A 21,611-nucleotide genomic window follows, 5' to 3' on the forward strand; every position below is an offset into this window, starting at 1 on the left:
CGCATGAGAGGGTTCGGACAATGAATCAGTGGATGTTCTCCATTCTTTGGATCGGCGGCATCGGTGCCGTCTGCGGGACGGCCCTCGCCTTTGCAGCCCGCTATCTCAGCGTCGAGGAGGATCCGCGCATCGAGCAGGTGACCAACGAACTCCCCGGCGCCAACTGCGGCGGCTGCGGCTTCGCGGGTTGCGCTGACTACGCCCGAGCGCTGGTCACCACGAGCGCTGCCACCTCTCTCTGCCCCATTTGCAACAGCGCCGTGATCGCCAGGATCGCCGCCATCTTCGGCCGAACCGCCGAAGCGGTTGAGCGCAAAGTTGCGCGGATTCAATGCGGCGGCAGCGACGCCGAAGCGCTCCGTCGCTTTGCGTACAATGGCATTGCCGATTGCGCCGCCGCCGCCGCGACCGGCGGCGGTGACAAGGCGTGCGCGTACGGCTGCCTGGGCTATGGGTCCTGTGCGCGGGTCTGCCCGGTCGGTGCCATCGCCATTTCAAGCGGGCTGGCATCCGTGAATCCAGCAACCTGCATCGGTTGTGGCAAATGCGTGCCTGTCTGCCCGCGCGGTCTCATCATGCTCGTCCCGGCTGCCGCCAGAATCCATGTGCTGTGCAGTTCCAAGGACAAGGGCCCCGTTGTGAAGAAGGTCTGCGGTGTTGGATGCATCGGCTGCACGCTCTGCGTGAAGCTTTCCGACGGTGCCATCGCCATGGACGGTTTTCTCGCCAAAGTCGACTACTCTAAACCGCTGACCAACGATGCGCTTGTCGACAAGTGCCCGGGGCACTGCATCCAAACGATTGGCTAATTCCATGAAACCCATTAGAGCTCCCTATTGCTTCAGCGGCGGTATCCATCCGGTTTACAGCAAGGATCTGACCCGCAGCGCGCCGATCCAGACGCTCCCCTGTCCACCGCAACTGGTGATCGCGCTCTCGCAGCACCTCGGTGCCCCGGCCGTCGCCATCGTCAAAGCGGGAGACAGCGTCTCGGGCGGACAGCGGCTTGCCGATCCGGCCGGTGTGATTTCCGCGCCGATCCACGCGCCGACCTCGGGCAAGATCCTGCGCATCGAGCCCGCTCCGACCCCGCTCGGACGCCCCGTCCCAGCGATCATTCTTGAGCCTGACGGACACGATACGTGGGATTCGCCGCTGACTCCCATGCCCGATTGGAGCCGCTTGGATCGGAAGTCGCTTGCCGGGCAAGTCGGCGCGGCAGGCGTCGTCGGCATGGGCGGAGCCGGGTTCCCGACACAGGTCAAACTCTCCCCGCCCGCCGACAAGCCCATCGACACGCTGATCATCAACGGCGCCGAATGCGAGCCCTACCTCACGGGCGACCACCGCCTCATGCTCGAACGCGCAGAAGCCCTCTGGCAGGGCGCCGCGATCATCCGCTACATCCTCGGCGCCAAGACCGTGCACATCGCCATTGAGGACAACAAACCAGACGCCATCCAAGCCTTGGAATCGGCGCGGACTCTGGAAGACGCAGCCGTCTGCATTCTCAAAACCAGCTATCCCCAGGGAAGTGAAAAACAGCAGATCTATTCGGTGACAGGCCGAGTCGTGCGCACCGGCGGACTGCCAATGGATGTCGGCTGCGTGGTGGAGAACGTCGGCACCACCCTGGCTGTCTGGGACGCCGTGGTCAACGGCCGCCCGCTTGTCAGCCGGACCATCACCGTCAGCGGCGACGCAGTCGCCGCGCCCGCCAACTTCCTCGCGCTGATCGGAACCCCATTCGCGGCGCTGGTCGATGCGTGTGGCGGCGCACGGGGGCGCATCGCCAAGATCATTTCGGGCGGTCCGATGATGGGGTTCGCCCAGGCTTCGCTGGATGTCGCGATGAGCAAGACCTCCTCGGGGCTGCTGCTCCTCTCCGCCAGCCGCGTTCCCGGTTTCACCTCCCAGCCGTGCATCGCCTGCGGACGCTGCCTCGATGCGTGCCCCATGGGCCTGATGCCCGCCGAACTCAGCCAATGCATCGAGGCCGACGATATCGATGCGGCCGAGCATCTCTTCGTGATGGATTGTTTTGAATGCGGCTCCTGCGCCTTCGTCTGTCCCGCCCATCGCCCGCTCGTCCAACACATGCGACGCGCCAAGGCGATCATCCTCGCCCGGCGCCGCGCCGCCATAAAAAAGTAAGGGCTCGTCCTGTTTGACTGTGTACCCGCACCCGACACCCCACCGACACACCTTATGAAACCTCAATCCTCCGCCGACCTCCACATCGTCAGTTCCTCGCCCCACGCCCACTCGGGCGCGTCGGTCAGCCGGATCATGGCCGATGTCTTGATTGCGCTTGTGCCCGCCTTTGCGGCCGCCTGCTGGTTCTTCGGCTGGGACGCGATCCGGCTCACGGCGGCCTGTGTTACGGCTTGCCTCGCGAGCGAATGGCTCTGCCGTAAAGCCATGCGACGCGACAACACGCTCTCCGACCTCAGCGCTGTGGTCACCGGTGTGCTGCTGGCCTTCAACCTGCCGCCCGCGCTGCCGACCTGGATGGCCGTCGCCGGTTCAGTCGTCGCCATTGCCATCGCCAAGCAGACCTTCGGCGGACTCGGCTACAACCCCTTCAATCCCGCGCTCATCGGCCGCGCGTTCCTCCTGATTTCCTGCACCGGTCCCATGACCACATGGAGCGCCTCGGCTTGGCGCGGAGCCGATGCCCTAACCACCGCCACGCCGCTTGGACTCGTGAAAGAAGCGCTCAAGGCTGGCCAGCCCCTGCCATTCACGCTGACTCAGGACATGACGTGGAACTTTTTCATCGGCAACATGAATGGCTGCATCGGCGAGGTGTCCGCTGCCGCGATTCTTCTGGGCGTGGCCTATCTGCTTTTCCGCCGCGTCATCACGTGGCACGTCCCGGTCGCCTATCTCGGCACGGCCGTTCTTTATGCCGTGATCCTCCGCTTCACATCGGCCAACGCCATGCCCGTGTCCTTTCACCTCTTTACCGGCGGTCTGATGCTCGGCGCCTGCTTCATGGCCACCGACATGGTCACCACGCCCATCACTCGTTCTGGGTTGCTGCTTTTTGGTGTCGGTTGCGGTCTCCTGACGATGGTCTTCCGCACCGTCGTCAACGGCGCCTATCCTGAAGGCGTCAGTTTTGCCATACTCATCATGAATGCATTCACACCGCTCATCAACCGGGCGACAAAACGTCAGCCGTTTGGAGCCAAATCACCATGAAAGATATCCTCAAACTCACGGGCATACTGACCCTGATCTGCACGGTCTGCACGGTCATTCTTGCCGCCGTCAACGCGGTGACTCAAGCGCCAATCGCCCTCGCCAAAGAGAAGAATATTCTTGAAGCGGCAAAGAAAGTCCTCCCGCCCGGTGCGGAACCGGTTTTTGTCGAAGCGCTGACCGCGCGGGAAGACCAAAAGGTTCGGACAAATGTGGTCTTTGTCGCCAAGGACGCCGCAGGCACGGTGCAAGCTGTTGCCGTTCAGGGTGTTTCGAAGAACGGCTATGGCGGGCCGGTCATGCTCATGGTCGGCATTGCCGCTGATGGCACGCTGATCAATTTCGAAGTCATTGAGCAGACCGAGACACCGGGTCTGGGGACGAAGATCACGGAGGAACCGTTCCGCAAACGCCTGATTCGGCGCCCCGACGGAACTCCGCGTCCCATCGTCGGCACCCAATGGAAGGTCACACGCGACGGTGGCGAAATCGACGCCGTCACCGCAGCAACCATCTCATCCAGGGCCGCGATCGAAGCCGTGCGTGATGCCATCGCTACGTATGAGGCCGTGAAAAGTCGTCTGTAGGGTAGCCTATCGATAGAACGGGCGCTGACTGAGTTATTGCATAGATTCATCCTGGCGGGAAACCCTTATGAGCCTCTTGCGCATCCCGAGCCTCCGCTCCGCGTTGTTTGCCTCTCTTCTGTTTGTCCTGACCGGATGCACCACCTGGATGAACAGCGACACGCCGTTTCAGGTCTCAGCCTCTTCGTTGAATTGGACGGAAATACTCTACTCCACATCAGACGGATCGCAGGTCGTTCGCATCTCGCTCATCGGCAACGGCCAGATTGTCATGCGCCGGGGAAAAAGCAGTCGGGTGCTGGACGAGTTTGCCACGGACGTGGAGAGCGAAACATGGACGGATATCGAGCGTGACGAGATCAATCTCTCCCGCAAGGAGGTTCAGCAGATACACCAAATATTGGTCAATCGCGGCGCCTTGAAACGTGTCAAGAAACTCCCCCCCGGCGCGTCCACTGTGGTGCAAATGCACGGTAAGATTGATGATAAGGTGTTTGCCCGCGTTTCTGTGGACCCGCCGCTGATAGAAGCCGTCGAATCGATCATCGCATTTTTTCCGCCACCCAAGGCAAAGCCCCAACAGAAGTGACTGTGGAGGCGCATGCAACTGACACCTATATCGCACGCGCGCAGAAGGAGGCTTCCCGTCTCCGGCTGCATCCGGGCCTTGGAGTCTGCCTGTCTGTTGAAAATCGCCACCCTGCAGGTTTGCCTGGCTGCCGCGTTTTTGCTAATCCCCGCAACTGTTCAGGCTCAAATTCGTCAACCGTTGCCTTCGGTGGAATATATCCCAGTCGGACGGCTGGAGACCCGCAACTACCAGCACCTCGCCTATGGTCTCGCCGCATTCAGCAGCCAGGCCGGTCTTGGCCACTCGTTGGACTCCATCAAGCGGCAGGCCGCCGCCTTGCTCTGCGTTCCCAACCTCGATGGCATCACCCTGAATGCGCCATTGACTATTCACTACTTGATTCCCAAGGCGGGCGCCGCGGCAAATGATTCCGCTGTCGCGATACAGCGTGTCGCCATCGTCACGCTTGAAGATAACGGGGCGCTGCTTTTTGATATGTTGCGCACCATCTACGCCGAATTCACACAATACCCGTGGGGCGTCACGTTTACGCATCTGAACAGCGGCTATGACTGGCCCTATCCTCAGGTCACCGTCAGTTTACGGAACAACCGAGCCTTTCTTTCTATCACGCCTCAAGCGGTTGAATGGCTCGCGACCGCTGGCAATGTCCTGCAACTGGGGCAATCCACCAGCGACCCGCTCTCCAGCAGCTTCATTCCTGAAACGCTGACCGCCCTCCTGCGCACGGTGTTGCCGCAGGAAGACGCAGCCCGCTCCACTCCGGTCATGCATCTCTTTGCCCGCTTGATTGCGGCCTCGCTTCCCGATCTTCACGCCGTTGACTTTGCGGCCAAGGCGGATGGTATCTCGCTGACGCTCACCGGCGCACTCCGCCCTGCGCCGTCCGTCCAATCCACCGCAACCGCATCCTCCACTAAACTAACCGCGATCGAATTGGCCTGCGCGGCAGCCATCCCGGTCAATGCCGTTTACGCTTCGGCCGAGGCGGATCCCTCGACTCACGGCGACTGGCTGTCCAACGTATTCGGCGGCGTTTCCGCGGGACTCCCCACCCTCAAGCGCCTTGTCGATGCCCCCGCCACCGCCCAGGTTACCTACATTGAGCCCTCAACAAAAGGCCAGTCTTTGATATACGTCTGCATCCTCGAAACCGATGACCCCGCATCGCAGTTGCCTGACATCGTCCAAAAATTGTCCCACGCTCATCTGGGAGCCGGATTGGGCTATCGCCCGCAACCCGACCGCCAGTCCGGAAAAAACCGTATCCGGGTTTTTCACATGGAACGCGCACCCGCCGCTCGGGATCAACCCCCATCGGCCGCGCCATCCGCAACGATCTCAGCCGAGACGCTCCCCTTGCTCTTGGCCCTGGCTGCGGGAGGTCTGACCTGCGAGCTGACCGCCACCGATCGTTACCTTGTGCTGGCGCTCGGCTCTGCGGGCGTGATTGATGACGTTCTGCCCGCGCTTGCCGTCGCACGTCCAGCCCCAGCGCTCGTGCGCGCACGCTGGCAGCCTGCCGGCATACGCATTCCCGACAATGCCCAATCGGTGACCGTTCTCTATCCGGTCCGGCTCTTCCGCCAGCTCGTCAACATCCTGCCCGGTTCGCGCAGCGACCTGGTCCGCCGCATCCCAACCTTGGGCGACGGCATGCTCGCCTTCAGAACCCCGATCGGCGAGGACGGCAACTTCCAGTCGGTGCTGCGCATTGCCGCCAACGAATTGAATAGTTTGCAGCTCGCTTTCGAGCATGGACAGCCCATCATCCAAGAGCTCCTCCTCAATCGCGCCATCCAGTCTATGATCAATAAACCGCTCGCCCCGAACACCGATAACGTTCTCAACCCGGGAAGAGATCCATCACTCCCCGAATAATCCCGCACACCTGGAGACTTTTCGAATGCAACCGGCCATTCTATTTGCCACCGTTCTGATGGAGCGCAACCGATGGACTGCGGATAAACGGCCAACGGTGGCCGTCAGCACCTGGCTTGCCGATCTGGCCCACGCCGGTTTTGACGGCATTGAGCTCTGGCAGAACCACGCCATCGAGTCGAGCGAACAGGAGCGAGAAGCCCTGAGCACCTCGCCCCTGCCGATCACGATCTTCAATTCGTATGTTGGCTTCACCGACGCCGACGCCGATGGCCGTGCACGTGTCGCGGAGCTCGTGCGACGTTTCTCCTGCAGCGCCGTCAAATTTAATCTTTCCAATCGACTGGACACGCGCGCGCAGGAAATCGCCGAAGCGCGGCGGTGGTTTTCCTCGATGCCCGGTGTGACCCCGCTGTGCGAATGCCACCCCGGGACCAGCGTCGAGCACGCTGCCGAAGCCGCCGCCGCATTTGCCGACTGGCCGGAGCTGCGCATCATCGTCCATCCCTTCTTTTTTTCGGCCGAGACGCTCCAAGGCTGGTTCGACGCCTTCGGTTCCCGGATCAGCCATTGCCATGTGCAGATCCGCCAACCCGGCCCAAACGGAATTTTCACGCGTCTTGACGAGCAGATCGAACCGGTCTCCGGTCAGACCCGGCTGGCGTTGCGCAACGGCTTTGCCGGGTCGTGGGCGATCGAATTCACCAAGGGCGTCTGCACACCCGATGAATCGCCCGCCCCGCTCGTCGCGGCCGCGATCCAAGATCTGCGCACGCTCCGCTCACTCCTGTGAGCCCTGGCGGGTTAAGAACGTTACGTCTCGCCTGCCCTCACCGGGCGATCCCGCTCACCAGCCAGTGCGGCATCGGCGGCGGTGCCGACCGGGTCTCATCCGCAACAAAGCCAGCCTCCGCGAGCCATCCTTTCAGCTCCACATCCGAGAACACCCAGCCATGACGAGTGGTCAACGCCATGTTGACGGCGAACAAGGCCGAAAAGGTCGGATGGGCATGCGTGGCGTCGGTCATCATATCTAGGATAAAGATGCGTCCGCCCGGCTTCAGCGCCGCACGCGCCCGCTTCAGAATCGAGACGATCTGATCCGGAGACTCCTGATGCAAGGCGCCAAAGAGGGTTACCGCATCAAAGGACCCCGCCTCATATTCATCCGTGTGATAGTCCCCGGCCTGGCACAGCACGCGTTCTGAGAGACCCGCCTCGCGCACGAGCTCTGCAGCGACCGCCGAGACGGCTGGCAGATCCACCGTAACGCAAGTCAGCGACGGATGCGCTTGCGCCAGCATCACGGCGTACGTTCCGGGCCCGCCGGCTAGATCCAGCAACCTCGCGCATCCGCTCAAGTCCAACATCGGCACGACCGATCGGCCGATCCCCAACGCACGACCGTGCATGGCCAGCACGAACCGGCGCGTGCGCCCCGGATCCTCACCGAGATGGATCTCGGGCGCTTCGACGGGGTGTCCGGTCTTCACCAGTTCCGCCAACCGGCCCCATGCGGAATAGACATCGCGATTGTAGCGGATGGCGCGCGTCAAATCATGCGGCGCGCCCGCAACCAACGCGACTTGGCCCGCCGCCGTATTGGCATAGTGATCGCCCTGCTTGCTCAACAGGCCGACGGCCACGCAGGCATCGAGCAGTAGGCGCAAACCGCGCACCGCCACACCCGCCTGATCCGCTAATGCCGTGGCATCGGCGCTTCCCCCCGCGCGATGAATCGCCGTGAACAGATCCACGTCCAAAGCGGCGAACAGCGTCGCCGAACCGTAATACGCACTCGCCAACGCGACGATTCCCTCAATGGGCAGTGTGTTATCGTTCATGTGTGCCTCTCTTTTCATCCTTGTGTCGGACAATATTAGCAATTTTTGATTGTGGTTACGATTACGAATCAACGACCCAAACGAAAGGGCGCTCACCTGATACCCCGTTTTTTACTTTTTACCGGCAGGCCTTTTTCTGCTACCCTATCTCCGTGAACTTAAATCCTCTTTCCAAATCTGACATGCCTCCCCTCATGATTCTCTGTGGCGGCAAAGGAACGCGTCTGCGCGACGTGACAGAGCTGCTTCCCAAGCCCATGGTGCCCATCGGTGAGCAACCGATCCTCTGGCACATCATGCGTTCCTACGCCACTTTTGGCGTGCGGAGGTTCATCCTCTGTCTCGGCTACAAGCGCGACTGTTTCGTCGATTACTTCCTGAATTTTCACGCTTACGCCGCTGACGTCACCGTCCGCCTGGGGCAACACGGCGCGATTACCTACCACAACCAAGCCGCAGAGGCCGATTGGGAGGTCACCCTCGCCAACACCGGCATCGAAACGATGACGGGCGGACGTGTGGCCATCGCCGCAAAGCATCTACAGCCTGCGGACACCACCTTTTTTCTGACCTACGGCGACGCGGTTTCAGACGTGGATATCGCGGCTTCGCTCGTCTTCCATCGCCAACGCCAGAAACTGATCACGGTGACAGCCGTCCATCCCGAGGGCCGTTTCGGCGAAATGCATCTGGAAAACGGGAGTGTTCACGGCTTCGAGGAGAAGCCCGCGCGTCTGGATGGCTACATCAACGGCGGCTTCATGGTGCTTGAACAGGAGTTTGTTTCACGCTACCTGTCCGCGGACAAGGATCTTTTTTTCGAACAGCAACCCATGCGTCAGGCCATGGCCGACGGCCAGATGACCGCGTTCGCCCATGAGGGCTTCTGGCAGTGCATGGATACACCGCGTGAGTACCAACTGCTGAACGACCTGTGGAAGAGCGGCGATGCGCCTTGGGCCGCCCGGTGGCATGCTGATTCACCAGTCAGGCGCGAAGGCAATCAGTCTTTGTGGTAAACCATGAAAGCTTCCGTATTCAAAAACAAGCGCATTTTCCTTACCGGCCACACCGGTTTCAAAGGTTCGTGGCTGGCGCTCTGGCTGCACCGCCTCGGGGCTAGGGTTTACGGCTATTCACTCCCACCGCCGACCGCGCCGTCTAATTACGCGCTGTCGGGCATTCGTTCTCTTCTGTTCGGCGAAACCCTCGCCGATATCCGGGACCGCGACGGGCTGAGTCGGACACTGATCGGATTCAAGCCGGATATTGTTTTTCACCTCGCCGCCCAGCCTCTGGTGCGTGATAGCTACGCGGCCCCTTACGAGACCTTCGATGTGAACGTGATGGGCACCGCCAGTCTGCTCGATGCGGTGCGTAAACTCAAGCAGCCCTGCGCCGTCATTTGCGTCACGACCGACAAGTGTTACGAAAACCGCGAACAAGTCTGGGGCTACCGCGAATGCGACCCCATGGGCGGCCACGATCCCTACAGCGCCAGCAAAGGGGCCGCCGAACTCCTGATCGCCTCTTACCGGCGCTCGTTCTTTGCTTCGTCTGACTTGGACGCGCACGGTGTGCAACTCGCCTCCGCCCGCGCCGGAAACGTGATCGGCGGCGGCGACTGGGCCCGCGACCGCATTGTGACTGATATGATCACTGCGCTCATGGCGGGTCGCCCCGTTCCCGTGCGCAACCCGCATGCCATCCGTCCGTGGCAGCATGTTCTGGAACCGCTCTCGGGATACCTGACGCTCGCCTCGGCCATGCAGGCAAAACCCAGCCCCCACTGGTGCGAAAGCTGGAACTTTGGACCGGTTCCAGGAACGGAGCTGCCGGTCGGAAAGCTGGCAGACGCTTTCGTGAAGGCGTGGGGAAAAGGCGAATGGGCGGACCAGAGTTCACCCGACCAGCCACATGAGGCCTCCATTCTCAGGCTGAGCATAGAGAAAGCCGGATGGGAACTCGGCTGGCATCCGCGTTGGCGTTGCGACGAGACCGTGCAACGCACGGCACACTGGTACCGAACCGTTCTGTGCGAAGGAGCCGATGCCCGTAAGGCCTGCGAAGCAGATATCAAAACGTATGGAGACTGTTTAGCATGACGTCACAGGAGCAGTTGAAAACGGAGATTCTGGACAAGGTGGCCGCGTATTACCGGCAGGCGCACGCGCCAACTCAGAACGCCTGTTTCGTTCCGGGAAAAACCCGCATCAATTACGCAGGCCGCGTCTTCGATCACGAAGAAATGGTGAACCTCGTCGACGCGTCGCTTGATTTCTGGCTGACCGCCGGGCACCATGCCGAAGCGTTCACTGGAAAACTGGAGGATTTCTATGGCGTGTCCGACGTGATCCTGACCAATTCCGGGTCATCCTCCAATCTCTTGGCTGTCTCCGCGCTGACCGCCGATTCGCTCGGCGACCGCCAACTGGTTCCAGGCGATGAAGTGATCACGGTGGCGGCGGGATTTCCTTCAACGGTTGCCCCGATTGTTCAAAACCGGCTGGTGCCCGTGTTTGTCGATGTGGAGATCGGCACCTACAACATCGACGTGTCAAAACTGGAAGCAGCCTGCTCGTCCCGGACCAAGGCGATCTTCATCGCCCACACGCTCGGCAATCCGTTCAACCTGGATGCTGTCTGCGCCTTTACCAGGAAACATGGACTCTGGCTCCTTGAAGACAACTGCGACGCGCTGGGCAGCCGCTACCGCAGCAAGCTGACCGGCACCTTTGGTCACATTGCAACCGGCTCTTTTTATCCCGCGCACCACATCACGACCGGTGAAGGCGGCTGCGTCATGACCAGCGACCCGGCGCTTGCTCGTATCATCAAGAGTTTCCGCGACTGGGGCCGCGATTGTTATTGCGAAGGCGGCGAAAGCAACACCTGCGGTTGCCGATTCACAAAACAATACGGGACACTGCCCAAGGGTTATGACCACAAATACGTCTACTCGCATGTCGGCTACAACATGAAGATGACGGATATGCAGGCCGCCATCGGCGCCGCGCAAATGGACAAACTGTCGACTTTTACAGCGCGGCGCAAAGAAAACTTCCGGCTGATTACGGATGGATTGCGGGACCTGGATGAGTTCTTCATCCTGCCGCAGGCCACCGAACACAGCGATCCGTCGTGGTTCGCCTATATTCTGACGGTGCGTGAAAATGCCCCCTTCAGCCGGGTGGAACTGGCGCAGCATCTCGACGAGCACCTGATCGAGACGCGCGGGCTGTTCGCCGGCAACCTGCTGCGCCAGCCGGGCTACAGTAATATTGAGCACCGGGTTGTGGGCGGTCTCGAAAACACCGACTTCATCATGAACAACACCCTGTTCATGGGCGTCTACCCGGGCCTCACTCCAGAGAAGATCAACTACGTCACGGAAACGATCCGCCATTATGTAAAGAGGCAGTAACGACTCACCACGAAAGTCACGCAGAATACCATGGAGCGGAAAACGGTTCGTATCCAATTTGGTATTATCTTCGTGATTTTCGTGGTGGCATAGGATTCTGTATGGCCAGTCCCGTTAAAATCAAAGTGACTGTTGATGAGGTCGTCAAACCGACGAACGCGCTGGTAAGCTATCGCTTCCTGCCGCAGGGGCGCGTGCCACGATTTCAGGCCGGACAGTTTCTGCATCTGGCGTTGGACGACTATCATCCCGACAGCCAGTGGCCCGAGTCGCGCGTCTTCTCGATTGCCAGTTCGCCCTCCGAACGGACGACGGAACTGTCCGTGTCGATTTCGGTGAAAGGGCGCTTCACGGAACGGATATTCAACACGCTGGAGAAGGGTTCGACGTGCTGGTTGAAGCTCCCCTATGGTGAATTTCTCTTTCCACCGGACCGGCCTCTCGTTCTCATTGCCGGTGGAGTCGGCATCACCCCCTACCTGTCGCTGCTCAAGCAGATGCTTGAGGAAAAGTCCACTCAGCCGGTATCGCTTTTCTACGGAATCCGTTCGGATGCGCACGACCTGTTTGGAGACCTGCTCGGACGCTGCGCGTCCGAGCTTCCAAACTTCGATAAGACGATTTATTGCGAAGACGGCTCCGTGCCCGGCAATACGGGAATCTTGGACATTGGAGCGATTCATGCCGCCGCGCGCGAGGGTTCGCTTTTCTATTTGTCCGGACCACCTGCCATGATCGCAGCTTTTAAGAGCCGTTTGCGCGACCTCGGCGTGGCGAGTGAGCACATTCGCATAGACGACTGGGAGTGAACATGTTGAACGCTCTCCCGTGTAGGCCGTTTGTCAGCAATAATCATACCTTCTGAACAGAGGAGTTTCGACATGGCTGCGACCAACCTGAAAGCCGCTTACAAAACCATCCTGGACGACCACTTCACCCCCAAGATGGAGATCAGTTTTATTGACGGCGCCACGCGCCAGACGCTGTGCTACGAAAAAGTCACCTGGGTGATCGACGGCGAGATGAAGGGGCTGCGTTATGGCGAGAATCCGGGCCAGGAAGCCGCCCTGTACAAGCTGGTCAACGGAAACCTGACCCTCGGCGAGGTCACCGCCATCCAGCCCGGACGCATGCTCGCATCCGAGCCTGAGCTGCTCCAGTCGGGCAAGCATCCCGGCAAGACCAATCTCACCGACGCCGACAACGCGCTCAACATCCTCCGCTATCTCGACGCCATCCCCTGCGCCGTGATTGTGAAGCATAACAATCCCTGCGGCGTGGCCAAGGGCTCATCGCTCGCCGAGGCCTACTTTCGCGCGAACAAGGCCGACCGCCTCGCCGCCTTCGGCGGCTGCATCGCGTTGAACCGGGAGGTGGATCTCGAAACCGCCAAACTGGTGGCTGAGAACTATGCCGAGGTGGTGGTCGCGCCCGAGTTCGGGCCGGGAGTGCTCGATCTCTTTTCAACTAAAAAGAATTTGCGTGTGATGCGCATCGGTAACATGGCCCGCCTCACCGGCTTCGTGGCGCAGCGCGTGGTTGATTTCAAGTCGCTCATCGACGGCGGCATCGTGGCCCAGTGGTCGTTCGTCCCCGAAGCCCGCACGGCCAAGCAACTCATGCCTGCCGAATGCGTAATGAAGGATGGCACGGTGCATCGCATCCAGCGCCTGCCCACGCCGCAGGAGTCTGACGACTTGATCTTCGGCTGGCTGGTTGAGGCGGGCGTCACCAGCAACTCCGTCCTGTACGTTAAGGACGGCGCGACGGTGGGCGTCGGTACCGGCGAGCAGGACCGCGTGGGCGTTGCCGAGATCGCCCGCGACAAGGCTTATCGCAAGCTGGCCGACTGGCTGGCCTGGGAGAAGTACGCGACGGCCTACAACGAGCTGGCGCTGAAGTTCGGCGACGCGGGACAGAGGCGCATGGCCGAAATTGACGAGGAGGTCAAGGCCCGCCGCGGCGGATTGCCCGGCTGCAGCATGGTCTCCGACGCCTTCTTCCCCTTCCGCGACGGCGCCGAGGTGGGCATTCGTGAAGGGATCACCGCCATTGTCCAGCCCGGCGGCGCCATGCGCGACTGGGATGTGATTGATTGTTGCAACGACGCCCGCGTCGCGATGGTCTTCACCGGGCAGAGAAGCTTCCGGCACTAGGCAAATGACTCCCTCACGCGAGGCCGCGGGCGTCGAGCGCGTCTTCATCGAGGCCCAGGAGATGCCCGAGTTCGTGCAGGTAGGTCACGCGGACCTCGTCGCAAAAGACGCCGGGATCGTCGTCGGACGCATCGCGGAGGTTGCGGATGAAGAGGCGGATGGCGGGTGGGCGCGGCTCGGTATCGGTCGATGCATCGGCATAGGCAGGCGCGTCAAAGAGACCCAGCAAACCAACGAACGACCAGTCACACCACAATGGTTTGTTGAAGATCGATCCAAGTTCGCGATTGATTCCGATGATTAGTGCTCGCTGTAGAGATCGGCCGTCGCAAAGTGGGCGTCGCAGGTGTGCCGCAACCCGAGGCGCCGGAGGCCGACCTCGTCGCCTGCGCTGACAATGTGCGTCAGATGCACTTCGCAGTCCCGCAGTTCGGGCAGATGGTCGAGCGCAGCCTGGGCCGCCGGATTGGAGGCCGAGCTGATGGCCAGGGCAATCAGGGTCTCGTCCAGATTGAGGCTCGCGTGCTTTCCGATCAGCACGTCGCGCTTCATCCGCACGATCGCCTTGACGACGTCGGGCGACAGCAAATGAATCGCGTCGGGAATGCCGGCCATCAGCTTGACCGCATTCAGGACCATGGCGGATGCGGCATGCATAAGCGTCGAGTTCTTCCCAACCACGATACGGCCATCGGCCAGCTCGAGCGCCGCGCCGCAGCAGATGCCATGATCCCCCTTGCCGCATCCCGCGCATGCCTCCGCAGCAGTCCGCGAAGGCTTCACCACCAACCGGTCGGTCGGCGCGATCCTCAATTCCTGCATGAGCATTTCGATGCGCGAGACGGTCTCGCGCTCCGTCATGCCCAGGGCGTATTCACACGCATGGCGGAAGTACCGGCGGATGACCTCCTGAAGCGCCGCATCGCGCACCGTCAGGTCGTCGACGATGCCGAAGGCGACTCGGTTGACCCCCATGTCCGTAGGTGACTTATAGGGACACGGGGCCTGTGTGATCCGCTCCCAGATCGCACGCACAAGCGGAAACGCGGCGATGTCACGATTGTAATTGACCGCCGTCTGGCCATGTGCTTCGAGATGAAAGGGATCGATCATGTTGACGTCCTGCAGGTCCGCCGTGGCCGCCTCATAGGCGACGTTCGCCGGATGCTTGAGCGGCATGTTCCAGACCGGGAATGTCTCAAATTTGGCGTAGCCCGCGAGACGGCCGTTGTGGCGATCATGGTAGAGATTGGTCAGACAGGTTGCCAGTTTGCCGCTGCCCGGACCGGGACCGGTCACCACGACGATCGGCCGCTCGGTCGCGATGTAGGGATTGGCGCCGTACCCCTCTTCGCTGACAATCGTCTCCATGTCGGTCGGGTAACCTCGCGTCGCCCGGTGGCAGTAGACTTCGACGCCGCGCCGCTCCAGCTTGGTTTTGAACTGCTTGGCTGCCGGCTGGCCATCGTAACGGGTGATCACAACGGCTCGGATAAACAGGCCCGCGTCACGCAAGTCGTCAATCGTCTTCAGCGCATCGGCATCGTAGGAGATTCCGAAATCAGCCCGAATTTTCTTGCGCTCGATGTCACCCGCAAAAATGCAGAGCACAATTTCGGCCTTGTCCCGAAGCTTCTGCAACAGGCGTATTTTGACATTCGGATCATAGCCCGGAAGGACCCGCGCCGCATGATAGTCGAACATCAGTTTGCCTCCAAACTCCAGATAGAGTTTGTTTCCGAACAGCTCGGTGCGGCGAAGGATTTCTTCCGATTGCTGTTGAAGGTATTTCTCGTTGTCAAATCCGGTTTTAATCATGTCATTCCTGTTTTCTTTCGGCTCTGGACGCCCATGTCATCAACCGGGGCGCAAGTATACTCAAAAATCGGCGGAAGTAAAGGAGTGGCATCCATTTGATCTTTTGACCTTTGAGGCTCTTGCAAAACCCTGAACAGGCTGACAGTGGTGCAGGCGTCTCGCCTGCAATTCCAAGGCTTTTTCGTAATTCTGGCAGGCGAGACGCCTGCACCACAAGGGTTTTGCAAGAGCCTCCTTTTGATCTTTTGATTTGCCCTCAGCGCCTATCAGTGATAACCTTAGGACATTCGTATGAATGCCTTGCACCAGCGGTCAACCTGCCATGCAACCGAACCCCACCATTCTCCATCTTGCCAACGTGCTGATGATCGCTGAAGCCGACGGTGTCTTGACAGAACCAGAGGCCTTCGCGTTGCGCGAAATCATGCACCGCATCGGCGCAGACGCAGATGATTTGGCCAAAGCCCGCGACTGGATGGCGCACCATTCGCCTTATCACCTGCAGGAAGTCCAAAACTCGGCCGACGCGATGAAAATGATCGAGGATATGGTTTTGATGTCGCTTGCTGATGGCCAGGTCTCGCGCGATGAATCGCAGCCGCTGGAGGCGTTTTTGTCCGGCCTGGGGTTCGTGCAGGCCGACATGGACATGATTGTGCAGCGGGTCCGCAGCCGCCTGCGCGCGATTCCAGCCACGCCTCATCCGTCCATGCCGATACGTCGTGATGCCGTGGCGGAAGTCCCTGCACAGGCTGCCCGCCACGTCACGCCCCCCCCTGTTTTCGCGCGTATTTCGCCTCCTGCGCTTCAATCACCCTCCACACACCAGCGACCGATTGCGCATCCGACACCCGCGCACCGACATGCGACTCCGGCACCCGTTCTCGTCGCAGAACCCCCGCCACACACTGCACCGCCCGTGTCCGCAATCCCCCCACCCGTCGTGCCGAAAGAAACCCCGCTTGAGCGGTGCCAGCGGCACCGCGCGAGCGCTCCCCAGGGCGTCTGCTATTGTTTTGGCGCGCCCGAGGGGCCGCTCAATCCGTGGGGCTGCCGCCTCATGCGCATGGCCTGGACGTCAGACGCCGATTGGCTGCGCCTCGGCCGCTTTCGCGACAGCGACACGTTCGTTCTGGATCACGAGGCTATCTCCGCCCGGCTGAGCGAACGCCTCACGAGCGTTGCCGGCTGCCCCTTCCTTCTGACCGGCTTCGCCCAACAGGCCTTGAACGCGCTGCCATCGCAAGCCACAACGATGGGGCGCTGGCGTCATCATCTCGTCTCGCAGACGGCCCCTTCCGCCACGGCGGTCACCGTTCGCTCGTACAGCCATGGGTGCGCCCGGGAAGTCGCGGCGTGGGCAGACGGCCTGGCGCCGACGGATGATCGAGACGCGCGGCAAATGATCAGGCGCGCGGCGCGTCTGACCGGGGTGGCCGTCGATCTCACGCTGTTGAATCACACGAAGGAGGCAGACCATGCTTGACTGGTGGAGCCAGCTCTCACAACTCAATCAGACCCTGTACGGCATCGCTGCGTGCATCAGCGTTCCGTTCATCTGGCAATTGATCGCCTCGGTGATCGGTCTGTCGGGTGATGTCGATTCGGATGGCATGGACACGGATGGCACCGATGCGGTGGAAACCGTGCTGGCCTTCAAGCTGCTCAGCATGCGCGCGTTGCTCACCTTCTTCACCCTCTTTTTCTGGGCGGCCGCGCTCTATGTCGAACGCGATGGGACAACCTCGCGCGTCTTCGGCATCGCCGCGCTCTGGGGGCTGGCTGGCATGAGCGCGGTTGCCGGGCTGTTGCACGTCCTGCCCAGGCTGGCCCATTCCGGCACGCGCGACCTCGAATCGGCCCTGAATGCCGAGGCATTGGTCTACCTGGACATCCCTGCAAACGGCATCGGCGAAATCCGCGTGGTCGTCAGCGGCAGCGTCTGCCACGTCAAAGCGCGTTCCATCGGTGGCGAACCCCTCCCGGCCGGCACGCCGGTCACAGTCTGCAGCCGATATGGCCAAACGATCCTCGTTGTCAAACCGATTTCCAAATCCTGAAACACACGGAGAACCTCCCATGAACACACTGATTCTGACGCTGGCTCAAGCCTCTACACGCCCGGACTCCTTCCCCCGAGAGCTCGGCCTCGGACTATTGCTCGGACTCGCGCTGCTGCTGACCACCATCACCTTTCTCTCGCGCTATCGCCGCTGCCCCTCGAACCGCATCCTGGTCATCTACGGTAAAACCAGCCACGGGGCGGCCAAGTGCATCCACGGCGGCGCAGCGTTCGTCTGGCCGCTTTTCCAAGCGTATGAGTACCTGGATCTTGAGCCTTTTGTTGTACCGAGTGATCTCAAGAGCGCGCTCTCCGCAGAGAATATCCGCGTCAGCGTGCCGACCACCGTCACGGCCGCAATCTCGATCGAGCCGGGCATCATGGAAAACGCCGCCGTGCGTCTGCTCGGCCAGAGCGCCCAGGACATCCAAAACCAGGCGCAGGACATCATCCTCGGCCAGATGCGCGCCGTCATCGCCACGATGCGCATCGAGGAGATCAACCGCGACCGCCAGGCCTTCCTCGCAAAGGTCAATGAGGCCGTTTCCGGTGAACTCGAGAAAATCGGCCTGTCGCTGATCAACGTGAACATCCGTGACATTGAAGACGACTCGGGCTATATCGTCGCCCTCGGCCGCCGCGCCGCGGCCGAAGCGATCAACCAAGCCAACGTTGACGTTGCCGAACAGGAGCGGACAGGGCAGACGGGCGTCGCAGAGCGTCAGCGCGACACCCGCGTGGCCGTCGCCGCCGCAAACGCCACCGCCGAAATCGGCGAGGCGAAGGCCACCCGTGACCGGCGCATCCAGTCGGCCGGCCTGGACGCCGAGGCCGTGCATGCCGAGACCGATGCCGACGCCCGGAAGGCCAGTTCGCGCGCCAACCAGCACGTCGCCGAGCAGCAGGCGCGCAATCGGGCCGAGTCCGCATCCAAGGAGGCCGACGGCGCCATTCGCGTGGCGCAGGAATTGGCGCAAAAGAAGGCGGAGGAAGCCCGTGCCGAACGCGAGCGGGCGCGTCTCACGGCCGAAGTCATCGTTCCCGCCAACGCCGATCGGGAGCGTGTGCTGATCGCCGCCGATGCCGAAAAGCAGAAGGCGGTGCGCATCGCCGAGGGACAGGCCGAGGCGACGCTGGTGCAGATGAACGCCGAGGCGCGGGGCGTGCAGGCGATTCTCGACGGCAAGGCTCAGGGCTACGCCAATCTGGTCAAGGCGTGCGCATCGGCGGAACAGGCCGCCTCGCTGCTGCTCGTGGAGAAGTTGATCGATGTGGCGCGCATTCAGGCTCAGGCCATTCAGGATCTGCCGATCGAGAAGATCATGATCTGGGACGGCGGTGGACAGCAGGGCGGCTTGGGCTCCCTCGGCCAGAAACTGATGGGCGCGCTGCCGCCCATGCACGAACTCGCCAAGCAGGTCGGCATCGATCTCCCCGCCTACCTCGGCAAGGCGGTCGGCCCGGCGCCCGCCGCGCCTGAATCCCCCGCAACAGGCGCGTAAACAGGAGACGGGCACGCGATGTCTGACTGGACCGACACCATTGACGCGCTGATTGACTATCTCCGTTTCCAGCAGGAAAACGGCACGCGCGATGCGCCCTTCTCCTCCGATCTTTTAAAGAAACTGGGCGTGGCGGCCCCACCACCCGTTGCCACCGTTCCGCCTCCTGCGGGCCTTCCGCCTGCGGCGGCGGAACGTCGGCCAGCGACCGCCGATCACCAACCGCCTCCCCCGCTGCCGCCGCTTCCCGCTCAATCACCCGCTCATCGGTGCGCGGCGCTGGATCGGATCGCGGAGCAGGCCGCCGCCTGCAGCCGCTGTCCGCTGGCTCAGAGCCGCACTCGGGTGGTTCCGGGGCAGGGAAACCCGAACTCACCCGAGATTCTGTTTATCGGCGAGGCGCCGGGACAGGATGAAGACGCCCAAGGGCTCGCCTTTGTCGGTCGCGCAGGCCAGCTTCTGACCAAGATGATCGAGGCGATGGGCTATTCGCGGGACGAAGTCTTCATCGCCAACATCTGCAAATGCAGGCCGCCCGACAATCGCCCCCCCTCGCCCGAAGAGATGCAGGCGTGCATCCCCTTCCTGCAAGCCCAGATCGCGGTGATCAAGCCGAAGGTGATCGTCACGCTCGGCGCCACCGCCGCCAAAGGCTTGCTCAACGCGCAAACCGCCATCTCCAAGCTGCGCGGGCACTGGACCCTCTACAACGACATTCCGCTGATGCCGACGTTCCACCCCGCGTACCTGCTGCGCTTCCCGCCCGCGAAACACGACGCTTGGAGCGACCTCAAGAGCGTGCTGAAGCGGCTGGGCAAACCGGTTCCGAAGCACGGGTAGTGCCGTGCGTGCGCACCTCGGCGGTGTCGCTCAGTCCGTCGCCGTCGGTGTCGGCCAAATCCACCCGCGTGCCCAGCCGCTGCTCCTCGCCGTCGAGGAGCCCGTCGCCGTCCGAATCAAGGCTGGTCATTACCTGTACTCCAAATTTAGAATTGCTGCCCCGAGGGGCGTCGGGTATACTCACTCCATCGCAGCTTGTGGTGAAGCAGGAGGTTTGGCATGGCAGATTTGACAGAGGCGCAACGGAACGCGGTGCGGCAATGGGTGGAAGGGGGCGCATCGCTTTCGGATGTCCAGCGTCGCCTGAAGGATGAGTGGGGTGTTTCGCTGACGTATATGGATGTGCGGCTGCTGACGCTCGATGTCGGCGCGCAGGTCAAGGACAAGCCGGAGGCTAAGAAGACGCCTGCGCCGCCGCCCGACGCCGCCGCCGGGGATGAACTGGCCGACGATGCGCCTGAAGGCGTGACGCCCGCCGACGCGTCGCACGAACCGCCTGCAGGCGGCGGCCCGGTCTCGGTTTCGGTCTCGCTGGACCGTCTGATTCGCCCCGGCTCAATGGTCAGCGGCGATGTCACGTTCTCGGACGGCAAGAAGGCGCGCTGGATGCTCGATCAGATGGGCCGCCTGGGCCTCGACGGCGTGCCTGCGGGCTACCGGCCGGCTGCTGAGGATGTCCGCGAATTCCAAGTTCAGTTGCAAAAACTGCTGGCGTCCAAAGGATATTAGAGCGGCCCGCCGTTGGCCGAACACCGAACACGGGGCACACCATGACGATTGGATTTCTGGGGTCGGGCAAGATGGCCGAGGCGATTCTGGCCGCGCTGCTCTGCGGAGGCGGCGCGAAGGCGGGCGACCTGATGGCGTGCGATGTGGCGCCGGACCGGTTGCGGATGCTTCGCCAACGGTATCGCGTGCCGGTCACCGAGTCGCCGGAGGAGTTGCTGCGGCGCTGCGATGTCGTGGTGCTGGCCGTCAAGCCGCAGGACCTCGACGCGCTGTTGCGGCGGATTGCACCGGCGGTCCTCAAACGCCATCTGCTGATCTCCATTGCGGCAGGCAAGACGCTGGCGGGAATGCAGGGCCTTGTGGGCGCTGGAACGCGCCTGGTCCGGGTGATGCCCAATCTGGGACTGATGGTCGGGGCCGGAATGAGCGCGTATTGTCTGGGAACGGCGGCCCGCGCGGCCGACGGCAGGACCGTGCGCAAGATTCTGGGCGCGGCTGGCCGGGTCGTCGAGCTGGCCGAGGCGCACTTTGACGCCGTGACCGCGCTGAGCGGGTCGGGGCCAGCGTTCTTTGCCTACGCGATGCAGGCGCTGGCCGACGGCGCCGCCGCACAGGGATTGCCCGCCGCGACGGCGCGCGAACTGGCGGCGCAGACGATGTTCGGCGCGGCCAAGGTTCTGATCGAGACCGCGCAAGCCCCCGAGACGTTCATCCGGGCGGTGGCGTCACCGAAGGGAACGACGGCGGAAGGACTGGCCGTTCTGGAGAAATCGGCGTTGCGCGGCATCCTGGCCCGAACGATACGGGCGGCGGCCAGGCGGAGCGCGGAACTCAGCCGGATCTGATGGCAGGAGAGAAGTCAGAAGTCAGAATAATAGAACACGTTGTCAATGAGAGCATTACAATTCTGAATACTGAATTCTGGCTTCTGAATACTGCGCTGGCAGAACCGACGAAGGAGGTTTTGCC

The 21,611-nt window shown here is 61.8% G+C and carries 20 protein-coding genes and 1 pseudogene; 17 read left to right on the forward strand and 4 right to left on the reverse strand.

Going from position 1 to position 21,611, the window contains the following annotated elements; translation table 11 throughout:
* Positions 1–20 precede the first annotated feature (20 nt).
* The 7 genes from FJ222_02025 (at position 21) to FJ222_02055 (ending at position 7,060) form a co-directional block, all read left to right on the forward strand.
* On the forward strand, positions 21–809 hold the full coding sequence (locus FJ222_02025) for an RnfABCDGE type electron transport complex subunit B (protein ID MBM4163211.1): 789 nt from the start codon (positions 21–23) through the stop codon (positions 807–809).
* A complete protein-coding gene (rsxC, locus tag FJ222_02030; protein MBM4163212.1) occupies positions 760–2,154 on the forward strand; it encodes an electron transport complex subunit RsxC in 1,395 nt (464 codons plus the stop codon). The genes FJ222_02025 and rsxC overlap by 50 nt, the downstream gene beginning before the upstream one ends.
* Positions 2,155–2,208: 54 nt before the next feature.
* Complete coding sequence (locus FJ222_02035) at positions 2,209–3,207, forward strand: RnfABCDGE type electron transport complex subunit D (GenBank protein ID MBM4163213.1); 999 nt, start codon at positions 2,209–2,211, stop codon at positions 3,205–3,207.
* The gene (locus FJ222_02040) at positions 3,204–3,794 is read left to right on the forward strand and encodes an RnfABCDGE type electron transport complex subunit G (protein ID MBM4163214.1); all 591 of its coding nucleotides are present in this window, start codon (positions 3,204–3,206) and stop codon (positions 3,792–3,794) included. The genes FJ222_02035 and FJ222_02040 overlap by 4 nt, the downstream gene beginning before the upstream one ends.
* 148 nt (positions 3,795–3,942) lie before the next feature.
* Entirely contained in the window at positions 3,943–4,383 is a 441-nt protein-coding gene (locus tag FJ222_02045) for a hypothetical protein (GenBank protein MBM4163215.1), read from the forward strand.
* A 12-nt stretch (positions 4,384–4,395) separates the two neighbouring features.
* Entirely contained in the window at positions 4,396–6,267 is a 1,872-nt protein-coding gene (locus tag FJ222_02050; GenBank protein MBM4163216.1) for a hypothetical protein, read from the forward strand.
* 25 nt (positions 6,268–6,292) lie between these two features.
* The gene (locus FJ222_02055; GenBank protein MBM4163217.1) at positions 6,293–7,060 is read left to right on the forward strand and encodes a hypothetical protein; all 768 of its coding nucleotides are present in this window, start codon (positions 6,293–6,295) and stop codon (positions 7,058–7,060) included.
* A gap of 37 nt (positions 7,061–7,097) precedes the next feature.
* Here FJ222_02055 and FJ222_02060 read toward each other — a convergent pair whose 3' ends face one another.
* Positions 7,098–8,129 carry a methyltransferase domain-containing protein gene (locus tag FJ222_02060; GenBank protein ID MBM4163218.1) on the reverse strand — a complete coding sequence of 344 codons (1,032 nt, stop codon included), beginning with the start codon at positions 8,127–8,129 and terminating at the stop codon, positions 7,098–7,100.
* Positions 8,130–8,293: 164 nt separating this feature from the next.
* On the opposite strand from FJ222_02060, the gene FJ222_02065 reads away from it, so the two are divergent.
* From FJ222_02065 to FJ222_02085, 5 genes are all read left to right on the forward strand, one after another.
* The gene (locus FJ222_02065; GenBank protein MBM4163219.1) at positions 8,294–9,130 is read left to right on the forward strand and encodes a glucose-1-phosphate cytidylyltransferase; all 837 of its coding nucleotides are present in this window, start codon (positions 8,294–8,296) and stop codon (positions 9,128–9,130) included.
* Between the two features lie 3 nt (positions 9,131–9,133).
* The gene (gene rfbG / locus FJ222_02070; GenBank protein ID MBM4163220.1) at positions 9,134–10,216 is read left to right on the forward strand and encodes a CDP-glucose 4,6-dehydratase; all 1,083 of its coding nucleotides are present in this window, start codon (positions 9,134–9,136) and stop codon (positions 10,214–10,216) included.
* Positions 10,213–11,535 carry a lipopolysaccharide biosynthesis protein RfbH gene (rfbH, locus tag FJ222_02075; GenBank protein ID MBM4163221.1) on the forward strand — a complete coding sequence of 441 codons (1,323 nt, stop codon included), beginning with the start codon at positions 10,213–10,215 and terminating at the stop codon, positions 11,533–11,535. The genes rfbG and rfbH overlap by 4 nt, the downstream gene beginning before the upstream one ends.
* Positions 11,536–11,636: 101 nt before the next feature.
* Positions 11,637–12,344, forward strand: coding sequence for an FAD-dependent oxidoreductase (locus FJ222_02080; protein MBM4163222.1), 708 nt, complete (start codon positions 11,637–11,639; stop codon positions 12,342–12,344).
* A gap of 72 nt (positions 12,345–12,416) precedes the next feature.
* The gene (locus FJ222_02085; GenBank protein ID MBM4163223.1) at positions 12,417–13,691 is read left to right on the forward strand and encodes an IMP cyclohydrolase; all 1,275 of its coding nucleotides are present in this window, start codon (positions 12,417–12,419) and stop codon (positions 13,689–13,691) included.
* 13 nt (positions 13,692–13,704) lie between these two features.
* Here FJ222_02085 and FJ222_02090 read toward each other — a convergent pair whose 3' ends face one another.
* Both FJ222_02090 and FJ222_02095 read right to left on the reverse strand, forming a co-directional pair.
* A complete protein-coding gene (locus tag FJ222_02090) occupies positions 13,705–14,436 on the reverse strand; it encodes a hypothetical protein (GenBank protein MBM4163224.1) in 732 nt (243 codons plus the stop codon).
* Positions 13,992–15,509 carry a DUF1846 domain-containing protein gene (locus FJ222_02095; GenBank protein ID MBM4163225.1) on the reverse strand — a complete coding sequence of 506 codons (1,518 nt, stop codon included), beginning with the start codon at positions 15,507–15,509 and terminating at the stop codon, positions 13,992–13,994. The genes FJ222_02090 and FJ222_02095 overlap by 445 nt, the downstream gene beginning before the upstream one ends.
* Positions 15,510–15,831: 322 nt before the next feature.
* On the opposite strand from FJ222_02095, the gene FJ222_02100 reads away from it, so the two are divergent.
* From FJ222_02100 to FJ222_02110, 3 genes are all read left to right on the forward strand, one after another.
* Positions 15,832–16,995 (forward strand): hypothetical protein, encoded by a 1,164-nt coding sequence (locus tag FJ222_02100; protein MBM4163226.1) that lies wholly within the window; start codon positions 15,832–15,834, stop codon positions 16,993–16,995.
* Positions 16,996–17,375: 380 nt separating this feature from the next.
* Positions 17,376–19,073 (forward strand): flotillin family protein, encoded by a 1,698-nt coding sequence (locus tag FJ222_02105; GenBank protein ID MBM4163227.1) that lies wholly within the window; start codon positions 17,376–17,378, stop codon positions 19,071–19,073.
* An 18-nt stretch (positions 19,074–19,091) separates the two neighbouring features.
* Positions 19,092–19,913 carry a uracil-DNA glycosylase gene (locus tag FJ222_02110; GenBank protein ID MBM4163228.1) on the forward strand — a complete coding sequence of 274 codons (822 nt, stop codon included), beginning with the start codon at positions 19,092–19,094 and terminating at the stop codon, positions 19,911–19,913.
* A gap of 13 nt (positions 19,914–19,926) precedes the next feature.
* Here the strand turns inward: FJ222_02110 and FJ222_02115 are convergent.
* A pseudogene (locus FJ222_02115) lies at positions 19,927–20,031 on the reverse strand (MarR family transcriptional regulator).
* Positions 20,032–20,132: 101 nt separating this feature from the next.
* Between FJ222_02115 and FJ222_02120 the strand changes: the two are divergent.
* Positions 20,133–20,642, forward strand: coding sequence for a hypothetical protein (locus FJ222_02120; protein ID MBM4163229.1), 510 nt, complete (start codon positions 20,133–20,135; stop codon positions 20,640–20,642).
* 41 nt (positions 20,643–20,683) lie between these two features.
* Entirely contained in the window at positions 20,684–21,487 is an 804-nt protein-coding gene (proC, locus tag FJ222_02125; protein ID MBM4163230.1) for a pyrroline-5-carboxylate reductase, read from the forward strand.
* Positions 21,488–21,611 lie beyond the last annotated feature (124 nt).

Source organism: Lentisphaerota bacterium, from assembly GCA_016873675.1.
In the GTDB taxonomy this organism is placed as follows: Bacteria; Verrucomicrobiota; Kiritimatiellia; order RFP12; family JAAYNR01; genus VGWG01.

Excerpts from the sequence above, each read along its gene's own strand:
- FJ222_02120 (MBM4163229.1), top strand. The coding sequence starts at position 20,133 with ATGGCAGATTTGACAGAGGCGCAACGGAACGCGGTGCGGCAATGGGTG.
- FJ222_02040 (MBM4163214.1), top strand. The coding sequence starts at position 3,204 with ATGAAAGATATCCTCAAACTCACGGGCATACTGACCCTGATCTGCACG.
- FJ222_02050 (MBM4163216.1), top strand. The coding sequence starts at position 4,396 with ATGCAACTGACACCTATATCGCACGCGCGCAGAAGGAGGCTTCCCGTC.
- rfbH (MBM4163221.1), top strand. The coding sequence starts at position 10,213 with ATGACGTCACAGGAGCAGTTGAAAACGGAGATTCTGGACAAGGTGGCC.
- FJ222_02060 (MBM4163218.1), bottom strand. The coding sequence starts at position 8,129 with ATGAAAAGAGAGGCACACATGAACGATAACACACTGCCCATTGAGGGA.
- FJ222_02080 (MBM4163222.1), top strand. The coding sequence starts at position 11,637 with ATGGCCAGTCCCGTTAAAATCAAAGTGACTGTTGATGAGGTCGTCAAA.
- FJ222_02095 (MBM4163225.1), bottom strand. The coding sequence starts at position 15,509 with ATGATTAAAACCGGATTTGACAACGAGAAATACCTTCAACAGCAATCG.
- FJ222_02065 (MBM4163219.1), top strand. The coding sequence starts at position 8,294 with ATGCCTCCCCTCATGATTCTCTGTGGCGGCAAAGGAACGCGTCTGCGC.
- FJ222_02090 (MBM4163224.1), bottom strand. The coding sequence starts at position 14,436 with ATGCGGCAAGGGGGATCATGGCATCTGCTGCGGCGCGGCGCTCGAGCT.
- rsxC (MBM4163212.1), top strand. The coding sequence starts at position 760 with ATGCGCTTGTCGACAAGTGCCCGGGGCACTGCATCCAAACGATTGGCT.
- FJ222_02035 (MBM4163213.1), top strand. The coding sequence starts at position 2,209 with ATGAAACCTCAATCCTCCGCCGACCTCCACATCGTCAGTTCCTCGCCC.
- FJ222_02100 (MBM4163226.1), top strand. The coding sequence starts at position 15,832 with ATGCAACCGAACCCCACCATTCTCCATCTTGCCAACGTGCTGATGATC.
- FJ222_02085 (MBM4163223.1), top strand. The coding sequence starts at position 12,417 with ATGGCTGCGACCAACCTGAAAGCCGCTTACAAAACCATCCTGGACGAC.
- rfbG (MBM4163220.1), top strand. The coding sequence starts at position 9,134 with ATGAAAGCTTCCGTATTCAAAAACAAGCGCATTTTCCTTACCGGCCAC.
- FJ222_02055 (MBM4163217.1), top strand. The coding sequence starts at position 6,293 with ATGCAACCGGCCATTCTATTTGCCACCGTTCTGATGGAGCGCAACCGA.
- FJ222_02045 (MBM4163215.1), top strand. The coding sequence starts at position 3,943 with ATGAACAGCGACACGCCGTTTCAGGTCTCAGCCTCTTCGTTGAATTGG.
- FJ222_02025 (MBM4163211.1), top strand. The coding sequence starts at position 21 with ATGAATCAGTGGATGTTCTCCATTCTTTGGATCGGCGGCATCGGTGCC.
- proC (MBM4163230.1), top strand. The coding sequence starts at position 20,684 with ATGACGATTGGATTTCTGGGGTCGGGCAAGATGGCCGAGGCGATTCTG.
- FJ222_02110 (MBM4163228.1), top strand. The coding sequence starts at position 19,092 with ATGTCTGACTGGACCGACACCATTGACGCGCTGATTGACTATCTCCGT.
- FJ222_02105 (MBM4163227.1), top strand. The coding sequence starts at position 17,376 with ATGCCGAGGCATTGGTCTACCTGGACATCCCTGCAAACGGCATCGGCG.